Annotated in this window: 14 protein-coding genes; 7 read left to right on the top strand and 7 right to left on the bottom strand. The window is 41.6% G+C overall.

Annotation, left to right across the window (positions count from 1 at the left end; genetic code table 11):
* Positions 1–4: 4 nt before the first annotated feature.
* The gene (rtxC, locus tag PTE_RS21520) at positions 5–466 is read right to left on the bottom strand and encodes an RTX toxin-activating lysine-acyltransferase RtxC (protein WP_036850547.1); all 462 of its coding nucleotides are present in this window, start codon (positions 464–466) and stop codon (positions 5–7) included.
* A gap of 21 nt (positions 467–487) precedes the next feature.
* Complete coding sequence (gene rtxH, locus PTE_RS21515; RefSeq protein WP_036850544.1) at positions 488–838, bottom strand: protein RtxH; 351 nt, start codon at positions 836–838, stop codon at positions 488–490.
* A 346-nt stretch (positions 839–1,184) separates the two neighbouring features.
* Between rtxH and PTE_RS21510 the strand changes: the two genes are divergently transcribed.
* The 7 genes from PTE_RS21510 (at position 1,185) to fur (ending at position 9,884) form a co-directional block, all read left to right on the top strand.
* Positions 1,185–3,290: a peptidase domain-containing ABC transporter gene (locus PTE_RS21510; protein ID WP_036850541.1), complete on the top strand. Its 2,106-nt coding sequence runs from the start codon at positions 1,185–1,187 to the stop codon at positions 3,288–3,290.
* Positions 3,283–4,638: an HlyD family type I secretion periplasmic adaptor subunit gene (locus PTE_RS21505; RefSeq protein ID WP_036850538.1), complete on the top strand. Its 1,356-nt coding sequence runs from the start codon at positions 3,283–3,285 to the stop codon at positions 4,636–4,638. The genes PTE_RS21510 and PTE_RS21505 overlap by 8 nt, the downstream gene beginning before the upstream one ends.
* Positions 4,639–4,640: 2 nt before the next feature.
* On the top strand, positions 4,641–6,785 hold the full coding sequence (locus PTE_RS21500; protein ID WP_051477508.1) for a type I secretion system permease/ATPase: 2,145 nt from the start codon (positions 4,641–4,643) through the stop codon (positions 6,783–6,785).
* Positions 6,786–6,970: 185 nt separating this feature from the next.
* On the top strand, positions 6,971–7,939 hold the full coding sequence (locus tag PTE_RS21495) for a GlxA family transcriptional regulator (protein ID WP_036850535.1): 969 nt from the start codon (positions 6,971–6,973) through the stop codon (positions 7,937–7,939).
* 139 nt (positions 7,940–8,078) lie between these two features.
* Positions 8,079–8,366: a LexA regulated protein gene (gene ybfE / locus PTE_RS21490; RefSeq protein WP_036851002.1), complete on the top strand. Its 288-nt coding sequence runs from the start codon at positions 8,079–8,081 to the stop codon at positions 8,364–8,366.
* 172 nt (positions 8,367–8,538) lie between these two features.
* Positions 8,539–9,069, top strand: a complete 531-nt coding sequence (gene fldA / locus PTE_RS21485; RefSeq protein WP_036850533.1) for a flavodoxin FldA — start codon at positions 8,539–8,541, stop codon at positions 9,067–9,069.
* Between the two features lie 368 nt (positions 9,070–9,437).
* Positions 9,438–9,884: a ferric iron uptake transcriptional regulator gene (gene fur, locus PTE_RS21480; RefSeq protein WP_021326440.1), complete on the top strand. Its 447-nt coding sequence runs from the start codon at positions 9,438–9,440 to the stop codon at positions 9,882–9,884.
* Positions 9,885–9,956: 72 nt separating this feature from the next.
* Here fur and PTE_RS21475 read toward each other — a convergent pair whose 3' ends face one another.
* The 5 genes from PTE_RS21475 to PTE_RS21455 form a co-directional block, all read right to left on the bottom strand.
* Positions 9,957–12,632: a beta-N-acetylhexosaminidase gene (locus tag PTE_RS21475; RefSeq protein ID WP_036850531.1), complete on the bottom strand. Its 2,676-nt coding sequence runs from the start codon at positions 12,630–12,632 to the stop codon at positions 9,957–9,959.
* 828 nt (positions 12,633–13,460) lie between these two features.
* Positions 13,461–14,207 (bottom strand): SDR family oxidoreductase, encoded by a 747-nt coding sequence (locus PTE_RS21470; protein ID WP_036850530.1) that lies wholly within the window; start codon positions 14,205–14,207, stop codon positions 13,461–13,463.
* Positions 14,208–14,261: 54 nt separating this feature from the next.
* Positions 14,262–14,711: a cupin domain-containing protein gene (locus PTE_RS21465; RefSeq protein ID WP_036850528.1), complete on the bottom strand. Its 450-nt coding sequence runs from the start codon at positions 14,709–14,711 to the stop codon at positions 14,262–14,264.
* A gap of 76 nt (positions 14,712–14,787) precedes the next feature.
* Complete coding sequence (locus PTE_RS21460) at positions 14,788–16,512, bottom strand: FAD-dependent oxidoreductase (RefSeq protein ID WP_036850525.1); 1,725 nt, start codon at positions 16,510–16,512, stop codon at positions 14,788–14,790.
* Positions 16,513–16,569: 57 nt separating this feature from the next.
* Positions 16,570–18,237, bottom strand: coding sequence for an FAD-dependent oxidoreductase (locus PTE_RS21455; protein ID WP_152963602.1), 1,668 nt, complete (start codon positions 18,235–18,237; stop codon positions 16,570–16,572).
* Positions 18,238–18,262: the final 25 nt, after the last annotated feature.

Below are 18,262 nucleotides of genomic sequence, written 5' to 3'. Positions count from 1 at the left end.
AAAATTAAACAAAGAACCACTGCACCTGACGAACACAGCGGTTGTTTTGCACATCAAGTTTCCCGCGGACAGTACAAGCTTTCTGGCCTTTCCACGGTAAAAAAACACGACGGCGTAAATCCCTGGCAACTTCGCGGCCGTGTCCAAAAGGCGCAATCATTTCGGGAAAAAAGATATGTGAACCTGAGCGCCAGTCCGTGTGGGTAATCTCTCTTTTTCCCGAAAGAAGCTCATCTCGATTTTGCTCAGATAAAAAAGCCCAATTACAAAAAGCAATTGGGTGCCCTTGTTCATTTGCATAATAGCAAAACTGATTCAGTTCAAACGCAGGCAAGATACGCTGTTGCCACTCGGACACCAGGTATCTCCGATGCAAAGGAGAATACTGACTCAGCAGTAACACTCCTCCGATCATTGCCTGAATTTCTGCGGTATTCAGTTTCGCTGGTTGATGTACAATCGCCATACGTTACTCAACCGCCAAGGGTTATTTTTCGTTTTTAGATGTGCGTTTCTTCGCATTAGCAGGTTCTTCCGCTATAACTTCTGATGCAGCTTGCTCTTCAGTCAATTGCGGAGCAGGCAGAAACCCGGCGGCAACCAGTTTGTCAAATTCCGCTGCCATACGCGGATCTTCCAACATATTTTTAACCATCGAAACCATATACATAAATCCCGATGCCGGCATATGAATAACCTGTTTTAATTCAAGTTCATTATCATTCTCCGCCATTATTCCGTTCGCCATCCGATTTGGTTCCTGACCAACAAAATAAAGAGAGAAAATACCTTTGTTATAATTGACGCTAGAGATAGTTTGTACGAATTTTTCAGACATATTTTATTCACCAAAAAACAAACAATTCATTAAAAAGAATGCTAAATACATATAACAACAAAAGCACTAAACTCAAAGAAATCTTGAGCTTATATAACGACAAATGCTGCTAAATGAGTGAGTCAAATGAAATAATATAGTGCAAAAATTCAAAGACAATATTCATATCCAAAAAAGTCTCTTTACCCCCCACACATAGTCCTATTTACCCACACTATTACCGACAACAAATATAAGATAATTAAGTGACATCAAATTACAACATAACAAACAGGTAACATAATAATCTGTTTCTATTAATATTTTATGCAAATATTACTTATACAAACTCTAAAGATATTTATTCATGAATGAGATTGAGAAATTAACCCTATCATCGTTAAAATTAATATTGATGATCTGTAATGGAAAAAACAATATCAGTGATATTGATAAATTAAAATACTCTGATTGTTACCACTCTTATATAAGGGCTATCGAGAAAAAATTTAACTTATCTCTTGCAAATAAACACTCTGCAAGAAAGAAATATCATGACATATCATTACCCGCAATCTTGTTTGATAATAATGGCCTACCTTTTATTTTAGCCAAATCGAATAAAGATAATTCACTCATTCAGAAAGTGAATAAAGAAACACCAGAAGTATGGTCAGCAGAAAAACTGATGGCAGAGTGGAGTGGAAAATGGATTAAAGTAAAACAAAAGCAAACTAAATTTGATATTAGTTGGTTTATTCCAGAATTTCTGGCACAAAAGAAAAACCTGGGTGAAGTATTGCTATTTTCTTTTGTGCTACAAATCCTTGCTCTCATTTCACCGTTAGTCATTCAGGTGGTTATGGATAAGGTCTTAATCCATCAGGCGTTATCAACCCTTGATGTATTAGTCTTTGGCTTAATTATCGCCGGTATAATAGAGGTGGTTTTACGTGGATTACGTGAGTACCAATACGCTCACACCGCAAACCGTATCGATATCAAACTGGGGTTAAAGCTGGTACGGCATCTGTTTGGGCTACCTCTACTCTTTTTTAAATCCCGTCAGGTAGGCGCGATTGTCACACGGGTTCGTGAACTGGATACCGTCAGGGAGTTTCTGACCGGTTCAATGTTCACTTTATCCGTCGATGTGCTGTTTATGTTTGTTTTCATCTATGTGATGAGTCTGTTATCCAGCACGCTTACCTGGGTTTTTATCGCAACCATCCCTTTTTATGCCATTCTGGCGTGGTGGCTGACTCCCCGCATGGAGAAGGCCGTTGAAGAACAGTTTACTCATGCAGCGATAAATACTTCTTTTCTAACTGAAACCGTTTCCGGTTCTGAAACCCTTAAAAGTCTGGCGGTAGAACCGAGATTCATTCGCCGCTGGGATAGCCAGACTGAGAAGATGGTCAATACCAGTTATGCAGTACAGCAATTGAGTAATCGCTCAAACCATATTGTCATGCTACTGCAAAAAGTTACCAATGCCGCGATTCTCTGGTTGGGTGCCTCAGAAGTTTTATCACTGCAAATGACCATTGGTCAATTGATCGCCTTCAATATGATGGTCAACCACACGTCCCAGCCATTAGCCAGGCTGGTGGAACTGTGGGGACAATTCATCAGAACACGGGTAGCCGTAGATAAATTAGGCGATATGTTGAATCTACCCACCGAGCAACAATCCGGCCAGCAACAGGTAACGCTGCATGGTTCAGTTTCGTTTAACAACATTGTCTTTCGCTATCAACCTGACATTCCACCAACCATTAAAGGACTGACGCTTGATATAAGAGCCGGAGAAACCATTGGTATTGTAGGTACGTCCGGTTCTGGGAAAAGCACGCTGGCACGTTTATTACTCCGCCTTTATACCCCGGAAACCGGTGCGATCACCTTAGATGGCATTCCATTGCAAAATATAGGCATTGAAACACTCAGGCAGCAAGTCGGTGTGGTTTTGCAAGAAAATTTCTTATTTAACAAAACAGTATATGAAAATATCGCCCAGTCAAAACCCGATGCCGGCCTGGAGTCCGTGATTAAAGTCGCCAAATTGGCCGGGGCGCATGAATTCATTCTCAGGCTGCCAATGGGATATGACACAACCATCGCAGAAGGTGGACAATCCTTATCCGGTGGTCAGCGTCAGCGGCTTGCCATCGCCCGGACTCTCCTGGCTGATCCCAAAATTCTCATCCTTGATGAAGCAACCAGTGCACTTGATGATGAGTCACAATCTCTCATTCAATCAAATATGGCCGAAATTGCCCAAAGCAGAACGGTGATCACTATCGCCCACCGGCTTTCAACCGTGCGTCATTGTGATCGCATCATTGTGCTTAATCAGGGGGAAATTATTGAACAAGGCTCTCACGATCAGCTGCTTAACCATGACAAGCAGTACCGGAAACTCTGGCAGTTACAACAGGAATTAAAACAGGAGGGGCTTTGCCATGATTAAGGCGTTTAAAGATAAACTGAAATCACGGTTGCGCTGTCGCCCACCACACTATGATTTTCTACCAACACATTTAGCGTTGTCACAACGCCCACCTTCACCTTTTGCCCGCTACACTGCGATAACGCTCAGTGTCGGTATCATCATAGCCTTACTCTGGGCCTATCTGAGTAAGTTAGATGTTCAGGCAACCGCTACCGGTCGTCTGATTGTCTCTGGCCGCTCTCAGATAATTCAGGCATATGAACAGAGCCGGGTAACCGCTATCCATGTTCAGAATGGGCAGCAGGTGGAGAAAGACGCCCCTCTTCTGACACTCGATACTCTCGGCGTTAACCAAGATATCACCCGGTTATTCAAGCAGATCGAATATCAAGCCCACGAAAAAATTCGTTATCAGGCTTTGACAGAACAACAGGAACCAACAGAACAGGCACTGTTTCAATCATTACCGGCATCCCAGCAAGCACAAGTGATTGAAAACTATTCCCGTGAGAAAAGAGAATACGAAGCGATTGTAACCAATCTGAAAGCAGAGATGAACGTGAATCTCTCTTCCCAACAATCACGAAAAAGCGATATTAATGCGCTCACTAAGCTCCGGCAAAATATCAGCCAGCGTTTAAAAGCACGTCAGACCTTAAGTCAAAAACAAGTGATCAGTAAAGTTGAATATCTTGAACAGGAAAAAGAGTTTCTGGAAACAGAGCGCCTGATTGCCCAACAAAATGCGGAGCTTAATGTTCTGCAATCGCAATATATTAGCCTGGAAGAGCGTTTAAACAGTCTGAAAACACAAAAAGAGCGCGAATGGTTTGATAAAAGAAAACAGGCCGAAGTTCAATTGGTCGTTTTAGAGCAAGAACTTGCAAAAGCTCAGGTACGGGAGCAGCTTGAAGTCATTCGCTCCCCCGTCACAGGCACCGTTCAACAACTCAGTGTACATACGTTAGGTGCGGTACTTCAACCGGCACAAAACTTGATGGTGATCGTTCCTGATGACAATGTGCAGCTAGCGGAAGTGCAAATTTTAAACAAAGACGCCGGATTTGTTTATTCGGGGCAACAAGTCACCATTAAAGTCGATGCCTTCCCATACACACGTTACGGCACTATCGACGGTGAACTGTTAAGTATATCCAGAGACTCAACCACGGATGAACAATTAGGACTCGTCTTTCCTGCTCAAATTAGTCTCAAACGCAATAGTATTGTCATAGACAATACCCATATCGAAATTACCCCGGGTATGTCCATTGTTGCCGAAATCAAAACTGATCAGCGGCGCGTTATCGATTATCTCCTGAGTCCTATCAGAGAGTATCAATCTGAAGCATTGAGGGAGAAATAATCGTGAACGTATTACCATCTTCTACCATTGATTCCAGTCGCTACATTCATAATCAGGCACTGAATTGCATCGTCTATGTGGGGAAACAATTTCATAAATCAGCCTCTGTCGATCAACTTCAACACAGCCTGGGTTTTGATTCTTTATATCTGAGTGATTTACAACTGCGTGAAGCCGCCAACGCTATCGGGCTGCACAGTAAAATGGCGTGCTTAACTGCCAATACAGCACCGACACTGCCCTTACCGGCATTGATCGAACTGGAACAACAGTGGTGGGTACTTATCGAAGTCGACAATAACAATATTACCGTTCTCGATCCTACGACTAAACAAACGCGGTCACTCGCTTTACCGACTGATGATAAAGAAAGTGCCTATAAAATTCTTTTAATCGCAGATCAGCAATTAACTAAGAAGCATGTCAAATTCGGCTTGAACTGGTTTTATCCCTCAATTTTCCGGCAAAAAAGTCAGATAAGAGATCTGTTTTTGTTTGCCATCGTTCTTCAGCTATTTGCGCTGGTCAGCCCAATACTGTTTGAAAACATTATCGACAAAGTTTTAGTAGGTCGAAGTTTATCCAGCCTGCATGTATTAGGCATAGCTATGCTCGCTATCGCCCTTGCAGAGCCTTTGTATAGCTTTATGCGCAATACTGTATTTGGGCACATGGCAAGCCAGATAAATTCTGAGCTTTCCGGGCGACTGTATCGTCATCTGACAGGATTGCCGCTGCAATATTTTAAACAACGGCAAACAGGGCAGATCATTGCCAGAGTCAGAGAGATGTCTCAAATCCGCCAGTTTCTGACAGGTTCTACCCTGATGCTGCTATTGGATTTAATCTTCGTCATCATGTTCATTGGCATCATGTTTTACTATGCCTGGATACTAACCTGGATTGTTATTGGGTCGCTTTTCGTTTATTTCGTATTCTGGATTATCGCAGGGCCGATTATTCGCCGCAAAGTAGAAGCAGAATATGAAACTGATGCGAATGCAACAAGCTTTCTGACCGAAGCCGTCACAGGAATTGAAACCATCAAAACCACCGCGACTGAAAACCGTTTCTTACATCAGTGGCAACGTATTCTCAGCCAGCAGCTGACTAAAAGCTTCTCGGCACAGAAAAGCGGTTTAATCGCAGGACAGGGAATCGATTTTGTCCAGAAATTTACCGCAGCGATCCTCCTATGGTGGGGAGTGACAGAGGTCTTACGCGGTGAACTGACGCCGGGGCAACTTATCGCCTTCAATATGCTAGCCGGACACGTCACGCAGCCTATCCTCCGGCTCGCACAAGTTTGGCAGGATTTTCAGCATACGTTAATCGCCTTGAAACGTGTGGGGGATATTCTTGATGAACCAATGGAGAACAGTAAACAGGGATTGGCTTCTGTACCTGAGCTGGAAGGCCAGATTGAATTCAAAAATATTCGCTTCCGCTACCATGACGACACGCCGGAAATTCTGGCAAACCTGTCGTTATCAATAAAATCGGGTCAATTTATTGGCATAACCGGACCATCAGGTTCAGGTAAAAGTACGCTCACCCGTTTGCTACAAAGGCTATATGTACCTCAACATGGGCAAGTTCTGATTGATGGCATGGATCTAGCCATTGCCGATCCCGTCTCCTTACGCCGCAATATGAGTGTTGTACTCCAGGAAAGTATCCTGTTTTCCGGCAGCATCACCGATAACATTCGGCTGTGTAAACCCAATGCAACAGATGAAGAAGTCTATCGCGCTGCTGAGTTATCCGGTGCCATTGAATTTATTCAATCCTTCCCTCACGGTTTTGCACATCCGGTTGGGGAAAAAGGGGCAAATCTCTCAGGCGGTCAAAGGCAGAGAATCGCATTAGCAAGAGCGCTCTTGGTCAACCCAACGATTCTGATCCTTGATGAAGCTACCTCAGCATTGGACTATGAATCCGAAGCGGCAATCATGGCAAATATGGATGAAATATGCCGTAACAGAACAGTTATCAGCATTGCTCACAGGCTCAATACAATTCGCCACGCGGATAAAATCTGTATGTTAGATCAGGGGCAAATTGTCGAATTTGGCTCACATGACCAATTGCTCCAGCAAGGCGGCTTATACGCTCACTTGTGGTATCAACAAGTTGGCGAAAACTAAATGTCCCCGCTTAACTCTATAACAAGAATTGAATAAATTTTGACTTAAATTGTATCTAACCTTACTTATTTGTTCAGAAAAATAACTAAATGTAATTAAATTATTTATAATTGTTATTGTAAGTTATTAATATGTTAGATAATAAAATATCTTTATACATCTTAATTTTTAAGTTGGAGAATTTTATGGACAGGAATCCAGTTTCTTTAAGCGCTTTAGCATTTTCAGGAGGACCTCTGACTTCTATTACCGGCCCAATAGAAATTTTAACCATTGCCGCTCATTTAGCCGGAGCGCCGGAGCCAGAAATCAATATTGTCACACAGGATAATCAGGATGCGATCGGACTGGGCGGTGTTCGGCTAAAACCCAATAAACTCATAGGAGAAATTAAACAAACGGATATTGTCCTGGTGGGTTCAGTTGGAGTCCCTTATTACGATTTCGATCTTTGTACCCAAGAAACCTTAGATTGGCTCCAGATGATGGGAGAAAGAAATATTCCTATCATCGCCATTTGTTCAGGTTCTTTTGTACTGGCTAAAGCTAATTTACTCAATAACCGCAAAGCCACCACACACTGGCTATTTACCAAATTATTCAAGGACATGTTTCCACAAGTACAGTTACATTCAGAAATAAAAGTCACCAGCGATAACAATATTTTTTGTACTTCCGGCACCTATGAATACCATGATGTGATGATGCATATTATTGAACAGATATATGGTCAAAATACCCGAGAAACTTGTAGCCAACTTATATTTGGTGACATAGAAGGCGTCCCCCCACATACTCTGGCAAGTTTTGTACCATACCGCCAACACTCAGATACATTAATCCACAAACTACAGGATTGGATGCATTCAGCCCCATCAGATATATTATCGGTCGGCGATCTGGCAAATAAAATTCATTTGTGTGAAAGGCAGATGAAGCGACGCTTTAAAACAGCGACCGGCCAGACACCCATTCAATATATCCAGCAAATCCGGTTATCCCTGGCAAAATACTGCTTAGAAAAATCGAATAAGACCATAGAAGAAATCAGCCATGAAGTTGGCTATGAAGATACCCGCTATTTCAGAGAGTTATTTAAGAAATCGAATGGGTTAACACCAATCGAGTACCGCAGAAAATACCAGTACCGCTAAAGTCGGAACGCAATGGACATCCTTTACGAATAAACAGTGACACGGCTTTTTATCTTTGTCAGACAGTAGCGATACACGGGAAGCTGGGGTATCATGGCGTGCTATATTTTATGGTATACGCCCTTTAGTAGTTGAATTTATGGCAAAAGAACAAATGGATCGCACCACTCTGGATTTGTTCGCAAATGAACGCAGACCGGGGCGCCCAAAAACCAACCCACTTTCCAGGGATGAACAGCTCAGAGTCAATAAACGTAACCAGCTTCGCCGTGATAAGGTGCGTGGTCTGCGTCGTGTGGAATTGAAAATAAATGCTGACGCAGTCGATGCGCTGAACTTTCTTGCACAACAACGCAATATCAGCCGCAGTGAACTCATTGAGCAAATTTTGCTGGCCCAGTTAGCAGAAAGCGACATCACTGATTGATAGCATTGAAAGTACCAAATCACACAAATTTGACAGAATTGTCCTTGCTGTTTGGTCAGAATAGGATTTTGTTTTTTTATTAATACAATCAGAATTTTTCTGCTGATTTTGACATTTTATACGTATATCTCAAACAGAAATATACAAATAAAACAAGAGGTTATATCATTTTATGGCAATTATAGGTATATTCTTTGGCAGCGATACCGGCAACACAGAAAATATTGCCAAAAAAATCCAGAAAATTCTGGGTTCCGACATTGCAGAAGTCCATGATATTGCCAAGAGCAGTAAAGAAGATATCGAACAGTTCGATATTCTGCTGCTCGGCATCCCTACCTGGTACTACGGAGAAGCTCAGTGTGACTGGGATGATTTCTTCCCTACTTTGGAAGAGATCGATTTTGACGGGAAGCTGGTTGCCCTTTTCGGTTGCGGCGATCAGGAAGATTACGCGGAATATTTCTGTGATGCGATGGGCACTATCCGTGACATTATTGAACCTCATGGAGCAATTATTGTTGGTCACTGGCCAACAGCAGGTTATCACTTTGAAGAATCGAAAGGTCTGGCTGATGATGACCATTTCATCGGGCTGGCTATTGATGAAGATCGCCAACCAGAATTAACCGAAGAACGGGTTAATTCCTGGACTAAACAGATCTACGAAGAGATGAGTCTATCGGAAATTATTGCCGGATAGGAATTTACCTCAATAGACGTATATTGGTGCAGGCCATTTCTTATCAATAGTGAATACGCGGTAGGTGAGTAGCCATTTGCTTTGCTCACCCTGTGGGATCGCGTTCAAAAGCTATCGCTTTTGTCAACACACTGCTCATATCCGCTCTTTTATTATGAAGAATGGCAAAAAAATAACCTAGACCTTATAAATAGTAAGGTTATTCCTGCGTTTTACAAATGATTATTCTGGCAAAATGTGTAATGATAGTTAAGGTTAACGTGGTTTTCATTTTCACTAGCCATGCCTATAATCATAATCTGATAACTAACTGGTACTTTTTGAAGTATCGCTAAGTTCACTTTACTGAGTTACAGGACTGAATCCGCATGACCGACAACAATAAGGCATTAAAAGATGCTGGACTTAAAGTTACACTTCCTCGATTAAAAATACTGGAAGTGTTACAGGATCCTGAATACCACCACGTCAGTGCGGAAGATCTCTACAAGAAACTGATTGATAACGGTGAAGAGATTGGCCTCGCTACTGTCTACCGCGTGTTGAATCAGTTTGATGACGCCGGCATTGTCACCCGTCATAATTTTGAAGGTGGCAAATCGGTTTTTGAACTCACTCAACAGCACCACCACGACCATTTAATCTGTCTAGACTGCGGTAAAGTCATTGAATTCAGTGACAAACAGATCGAAAAACGCCAGAAGAATATCGCTGAACGTTATGGGATTAAACTCTCAAACCACAGTCTTTATTTATATGGTCATTGCTCCGCAGGTAATTGCCGCGAAGACAGTAGTGCACATGACGAGAAGTAATTCATTCCTGAGCCGATAATTTTTTATCTATAGAAAGGAACCCATCAGGGTTCCTTTCTTAATAAGACAAAATCATGCCTTTACATTATCGATCCGGCTGTAACGTTGACCATCCGGGCTAACAGAGCGGATCAACACATTTCCTTTTACCTTCGGGCGCTTGTGATTGTCATAAATCTTCCAGCTATTACCGCCATCAGTTGAGTACTGAATAATCAGCCCCGGCAAAGCAATATTAGCCTTCAGAACACCGCGTTTTACCTTAGCTCCAGGTACCGGTAAACGGTAAGCAATCCCTGCCCTATCCAGTTTGACAAGTTCACGTTGCCCTATCAGGTTAGCGAACCGTGTCCAATCACGATGAAGTGCATCAATATCAACTTTATGCGTTTCCCCTCCTTTATACTCCTGGCCTGGAACATAATCCTGTTCCCAACCAGCCCGGTGCCATGCCCGTTCTGCCAGCGGTAATAAGCGAGGATAAATCATATATTCCATCTGCTCATCAGTACGGACGGTTTCACTCCATGCTTGCCCTGACAGCCCATAAGCGCCCGGCCACGGTTTATCACTTTTCGCACGGAATGCATTGCCATCACGGTCAACGGATGTTTCAGCGTTTTGCGGCATATTATTTGGCGCAAAACTAAAGATCTTGGCTTCGTCATTAAAACGGGTTGCCCAATAATATCCACGTTCCTGCGGATGAACTTCATATGGCATATCCAAATAAACATAATCCGGATTGGATATAACCACTTCATAGCCCTTGTTCGCCCAATCATTGACTGAATCAAAGCCACCCCAGTAGAGAGTATCCCAGAAATTCACACCAACGCGTTTGGTCGCAAAATCTTTAGCGCTGTCAGCATGTTTCAGTCCATCCTGCCACGCCTGCATCTTCTCAATACCATTAGCATTCACAATTTTGCTCACTTCAATTGCGAAGTAACTGGCAAGATGCTCAATATCTTTCACCACGCCCTGCTCTACCAACTTCTGGCAAGCCTGAGACTTAGCCCACGGCTTATCTTCTATACTTTTATCAATAATGCCTTTACCCGGTACTATAGGGCCATTTTTATCCTGGAACCCTTCTCCCAAACGAATATTCTTCGCTTCATCACCACCAAAATGCCAGGTCTCCAATGGCAAGCCAGCCTCTTTATGCATAGCGGCAATTTCACCAATGACTTTCTCAACAAATCGTTTTGAAGAGTCCATACACGGGTTCAAATAACTGCGACGATCATAGAGCTGAACAGAGGTTGCTCTGGTGGTATCAGCTGGATCCAACAAGCGATATAAATTCGCGCCTTTCACATTACCCTGATCCATCAACTTCTTATAACGGGCTTCCATAGAAACTACTGCGGCACGAGCATGAGCCGGCATATCAATTTCAGGAATAACGTCAATATAGCGGGCTTTGGCATATTTCAGAATGTCGATGTAGTCCTGACGGCTGAAGAATCCACTGCCCATATTGTTGTTATCAGGGCCAGATCCCAGTTGCGGCAACAAACATTTGGTTTCACTCAAATCATGGCAACGCTGGCTACCAACTTCCGTCAGTTCGGGTAATCCAGGAATTTCCAAACGCCAACCTTCATCATCGCTCAGGTGGAAATGGAATTTATTCAGCTTGTAACTTGCCATTTGGTCAAGCAAGCGCAGGACTGCCTGTTTACTGTGGAAATTACGCCCTACATCCAAGATAGTTCCACGATACTCAAAACGTGGAGCATCTTTTACCGCCAGAGTCGCAATCTTTCCGCTACCATCGACAGGAATCAATGACAGTAGAGACTGAAGACCGTAAAACACACCAGATTGGTCAAAAGCAACAATTTGAGCACCATTCTGGGTAACATTCAGGCGGTAAGCCCCTTTAACCTGCCACTCACCAGTAAAATCTGAAGAGACAATCTGAGTCGCAACCAGATAGCCACTATTCTCTAATTTAATGCCTTGATCGGTAAAACGTTTTCTGACAAGAATAACCGCCTCGTCATTCAAACCGCCAAATTCCAGTCTTACACCCCCAGATAAATCAGCATCCTCTGAATAAATCTGCACTTCTTTTGGTGTCGGGATTATTTGCCCACGTAATTTTTCTGACTCGACTTTTTTAACCTGCAAATTCTTTGCATAACGATTTTCAGGCGTCATCAGAATATTGTTATCCGTTGTTGTACGTTTCCATTGATCACCAGTGAAAGCAGATAAAAATTGGCTTAGATCTTCTGTATCCGTATTCACAAGGACTTTAGGTTTCGCATCGCCTGACGTTGCATACCAACGCGGCAAAAAGTCAGTGCTGTAAATCTGCCAGTACTCTCCGGTAATAGGCAGTTTTACCTGTTGATTCGCTTTAATACCGATGAATTTCTCAGTTGGTTCCAATTTATGTAAATCACCCGTGATACGCGTGATTTTGAACTGCTCATTATCTACACTCAGAACCTGGCGGATACTGTGGAAATAAATCGCCCAGTCAGATGAGTCAATGGCCTGATTACCATTGGTTAAAGTAATATCGACCCGATTACAAGTGGCCCAATCCGCCCCCGATACCGCACAATTAACACCATGATCACCGGCCTGATTATCAACAACCTTATAATTAACTTTCAATTGACTCAGTGAATCAACCAATTGCTGCGCTGTATTATTGGCAAAGGCAGAACCCATAAGACCAACAGTTGCCGTTAGCGCCGCCAGTGTGCGCAATTTAAATTTCTTCATTGTCGCCTCTTTCAAACACAAATGTTATGTAAGGTAAGCCACTGCCCAGAAATATAAAAACAGCGGCAACGAGCCATTAGAAGACAATAAATGGCATGATGATGTTGAATTTAATCTCTTTCTCATCCCGGAAAAATTCCAGGCAGATCCTTAAAAACGCACACTCTGGTCATAGATTGGATTAGTGCTGATTTTTGTACTATGTGTAACCATAAAATTAATTACTTTTTAATTAAAATAAATCACGACCAAAAATGTAAATCTATCCGTAAAATAAAAATTTCAATTGAAAAATAAAATTAAAATCACCTAATCAACATATATACAGATTATTTTTCACCTTACAAATTATCAATGGTAAAAAAGGGATTTTTTACAAAACATGACAAAGGACACATTACAAGAAAAATACAGTAATAGTTATACAGTATATTGATATTAAAATAAAAAATAATAAAACCATAAAAACTTAACAATATAAGATACACATTAAAAAATAGATTTATTAATATAAATATTTTTCAACTAAAATAGATGCAAAATTATTTATCAATGATAGTATTTGAAAGACTATCCTGATAATCATAATTATTGCCGGCTATTCTTGTGAATGAACGGTGAGCCCAAGCAGCACGCAAAACCTGAGCGTACACGTAGTACGTGAGGAACCCATATAGGAAAAGTATTATAAAATATAACAAATTAAGCCAAAATCCCGATCATAATAGTTCATAAACAAATCACCGGGATATTGCCAATAGGCTTTCTACCCCGGTTGGATAATTATCTGTTTTTAAATACAATCGACAAAACCCATATCACATTTATCTAAACATTAATCATACCGCCATCAACAGTAATATCAGTTCCCAACAAAAATCTCGATTCATCTGAAGCAAGGAAAACAGCCGCATCGGCAACATCGGCCGGGGTTCCCAGATGCCCAACCGGGATCATGGCTCTGGCCTCCTGATAGACACGTTGAGTATTGTCTAAACCTAGTTTGTCAAATGCCGGTGTCATTATTGGACCTGGACTAATACTATTAACCCGAATCTGACGATCTAAAAATTCCGCCGCCAAAGCACGCCCCAAAGCCAATAAAGCGCCTTTACTCGCAGAATAAACCGCACTTGTACCACTTTTACCAATATGACCGCTGACCGAACCGCATAAAATGACGGAAGATGGATTGGCAAGAAGAGGAAGCATAGATTGCAAGAGGAAAAATGGCCCCTTCAAATTAATAGAGATAAGACGGTCAAAACTTTCCTCACTTTCTTCTTCTAATTTATGACTCGTCACAATTCCAGCATTAAGAAAAAGAGCGTCAATTCGTGGCCAACGCGCTTTAATTGTATCCCTTAAGATGGTTTGTGCTGCAAAAGATCCTGCGTCACTGGGTATAACCCAAACATCCTTGCCAAAGAATCTCTGCGCAAAATTTAATGTCTCCGGGTTGTTTCCAGTAATTGCAACATGAGCCCCTTCAGCATGAAATTTTTTTGCCGTTTCAAAACCAATACCGGTAGTTCCTCCGGTAATTAATGTATATTTCCCCGATAATCTAAACATAATAGTGCCATTCCTCTTAAAAAATAGCCTTAATTGATGTATATCCTGCTAAATTCAAAGTTCCTCACGAACTGCCAGCCCCAGGTTTTGCAACATCGGTGCATTCTCACATGCAATATAGAATGCTTCATCAGTGGTACTGCTATTTGTATGTTGATGCCATGCCCATACAGGCACATATATTGCATCACCTGCTTTCCATGAAACATGTTGTTCACCAATGAGTGAATACCCCTCACCATTGACGATATATATTATGGTTTCATAACTATGCCTGTGTTTACGCGTGGATTGCCCAGGTTGTAATCCCCCCAGAGTCATACTGAGAACTTTACTGGGTAAATTAACCATAGCGACCTTATGGCACCTTTCATTTGAGAAATTCACATCTTGACTTATTTCAGAATTCAATACGTTTTCATGAATTAATTGAGTCGGCTTATCTTCAATTAACTCTCCTGGAACTCTACCGAAATCGCCAGATGAAAAGAAAGTTTTTTTCATTATAATCACCTCTAATATCACGCCTTATTTTATAATTTGCATTCTTTAACTGTTTTAAAATGGCATTCAAGATATTTTATCTTAAAAGTATTTTAATCATCGTTTCTGCCAAAAGTTTTTCATGTTCTTTATTATCCTGACAATACCATGCTATATGCCCATCCGGTCTGACAAGAATACAAGAGGTTTCATCGAAATGACAGCGACCATAAAAGTCACCATAAATATCGTCAACATCCTCACCAGGACCAATAATATAAGCATTGATTTTACAAACATGTTCTTCGTTATACTTTTCTACTGCGGTGATCCATTTTTTTCCACTTATCCCGGTAAATAATGAATATTGTCCATGACCAACCAAATTAATTGAAGATATAATTTTTCCTTTTTGGCTTAACCAAACATGTGGAATTCGAGCACCAGGTATAAATGTCGAGTGATACATGAAATGCAGATCGTCACTTTTTTTCCCTTCGTCAGCAATATCTCCTCGCAAAATAGCTACCGATTCATAAAATTGGTTTAATTCAACTCCATGACCATTAAGCTCATAATTCTTTAATCTGAGTGCCTTATAAAATCGATCTCTTCTCGCTATACCAATATCATCATCAAAGGAAAGAAATTCTGCGGTAGATATTGCCGGCTTATCCAGCCCTAATGAAAGACTCAGTTCTTGACTTTCACTTATGCTCTTTATTGCCCTGGCAACGACGGCTTTACCTATCGGAACTCGCTCTTGACTATAAGTTTCTAACAAAGCAGGCCCTGCATATTGTTTAAGAACATAGGCAAGTTTCCAACATAAATTATAAGAATCTTGAATAGATGTATTTGATCCCAGACCATTATTGGGCGGATGACGATGAACCGCATCGCCAACACAAAATATTCGCTGATTAGAATACGCTTCAGCATACATATTATTTACTGTCCAGGTCGATATTGATTTAATATTGATATCCACATCATAATTACCGATGAGCTTCTTAAGAATATTGACCGCATCGTTCTCTGTAATAACCGGTGGAGGTTGAGCTATATCGTAATTCCACACCCCCAACCACTCTTTCCACGGGCGTACCATTCTTAATGCCCCAACACCAATTCCGCCAGAAATAGCCTCGTTATTAAAAATGAGAAATAATGCGCCAGGCCGATGAGAAACTAAAGCAGATAAATCAGCGTCAAAGAAAATATTGATACAACCCGCAAGATCTAACTCTCCTCTCATAGGCAATTTTGCGTCAGAACAAACTTTGCTTTTGGCACCGTCAGCCCCGATGAGATATTTAGCACGAATTTGATATTCGCGTTTTTCTAAACGATCAAAAACAGTCACTGTCACACCATGCTTATCTTGTATCGCTTTTATGTATTCTGACGAAAATTTTACGTGTGATCCGTTTTTAACCGCACGACCAATCAATATTGGCTCAAGATAAGTTTGTGGTATATCACAGATACTAAACGGGCTAGCTATTGTATAATCACTTAAACGTTCTGGGTGCGCTCCCCATGACTTTATTCTGGCAATTTCTTTCCCTGCCAACGTATCGCAAAATATACTATTACCCATCACATCATTTAATACAGAACTCGCCATTAACTCATCACCAACACCAAACTCCGATAATATTTCTATTGTTCGCTGATTGGTTATATGCGCGCGAGGTGTATTCGCCAGCCATCGATGTTTCGTGATGACCAGTGTATTAATTCCGTAGGTACTCAGAAACAGGGCCGCTGCTGAGCCAGAAGGGCCGCTACCTACGATAAGAACATCCGTCTCAATCATAATATTGTGTTCCGTCTTTAATTAGCATTAGTTACCCTATTTCTGGGAAATCTTCGCTTACTGACCCATAATTCTATCCAGTATCGAACCTGCGTTGTCAGGCACCTTATCGCCTTTCCAGGCAATATATTGATCAGGTCGTACTAAAAGGAGCCTTGCCTGATATAATTGCCAGGCGTCGTAACCAGGAAGATCAATAACCTTTATCGGAATTTTACGTTGATATGCCTGATCTAATAGTTCGGATACATCTGGAAGATGCTCTCCTACTCGAAGCAAACTAAATCCAGTGCCTAAAATATCAAACAGGGATATTCTTGCTCCTGGAACAGGCGTTATCCACAAGTGCGGCAATCGTCCTCCCGGCACATTACTCGGTTGATAATTCAGAAAGTCATCATCCGGTATTGGAGCACTGTTAATGATATGAGAAGAATTGTCGTATCGGGCACCCAATTCAACACCGATCGAACTAAATTGACTGCGAAATACCTTAAGCTCGTCACCTAATTTTTGGCGAGCCAAATCACCAGCAGAGTCTGCATCTTCCAGATTTTCAGGTATAGATAACGCAGATACTCGCTGAGTCAAAAAACGGGCGGCAGATGTATTTCTAACTGCAACTGGACGACGCTCGCTTTCATAAGAATCCATTAACTTATCGCCAGCCCAGCCATTTATAGATGCGGCAATTTTCCAGGCTAAATTACTCGTATCGTCGATTCCTGTATTCATTCCGAAACCACCGGTAGGAGCAAATAAATGCGCTGAGTCACCTGCCAAATATATCCGACCGTCAGAAAACCGTTCTGCGACAAGAGCAACTCCACCTTTCCATAGCGAGTTACCAAGGACTGATACCTCCATATCTGTACCTATCCCTGCCTGCGCTATGCGAATTAATTCCGCATCATCAATAGTCTGTCCAAGTTTACTCTGAGTCACAAATAAAAAATCATCTTTACCATCCAAACTGATAAATAACATTCTCAGCATAGGTGAGATAATATTGTACATCCAGGCCGCTTTATCTTGTAATAGTCCCCGGTAAATACCAGGAACACGGATATAACTGGAAATCATTCCGCCAGTCAGAAAACCTGTCTTCGCTTCAACCGTTCCTTCATATGCAATCCCCAGTTTGGAGCGAACAAAACTTTGTCCACCGTCACATCCGATCATATAGGTTGCATGCCAAACTTCATCAAAATGTTTTCCCTCAATATGCTCCGCATAAAGTTTTACTTCATCTTTATATTGGACAAAATCTCTAACACGCCAGCCATATCTTATTGTGATATTTGGACGACTGCTTGCATGTTGTAGCAAAAACTTTTCAACATAGGTTTGATTTACACGTAGTATCGGCTCTGGAACGGGGTCTGTCGCAGCAGCATTTTGGGTCCTGGACATTTTTTCCATTTCCGACGGCATATCGATGCGTGCCAGTTCCCATGCATTAAGCTTGGTAAAATAGGCTATATCCAGAGGAAACTCTTTCGGCAATCCTAAATCCCGAATAGACTGAGATATACCCAAACGACGATAATGTTCCATAGTGCGGGCACTATGGGTATTGCCTTTAGGGTGTAACCGAGTCAATTCATCCAAATTAAAAATAACGGAACGAATACCATATAAATCCAGAAATAAAGCCAACATCAGGCCAACTGGTCCACCACCAACAATGGCAACTTGCGATACAGAAATATTTTCTGAAGTCAAAATATACTCTCCTTAATAATAACTT

Source organism: Photorhabdus khanii NC19 (assembly GCF_000517265.1).
GTDB classification, from domain to species: Bacteria; Pseudomonadota; Gammaproteobacteria; order Enterobacterales; family Enterobacteriaceae; genus Photorhabdus; species Photorhabdus khanii.
Note: the sequence above shows the minus strand (reverse complement) of the source record. Positions and strands in the feature narration are given on the sequence as shown.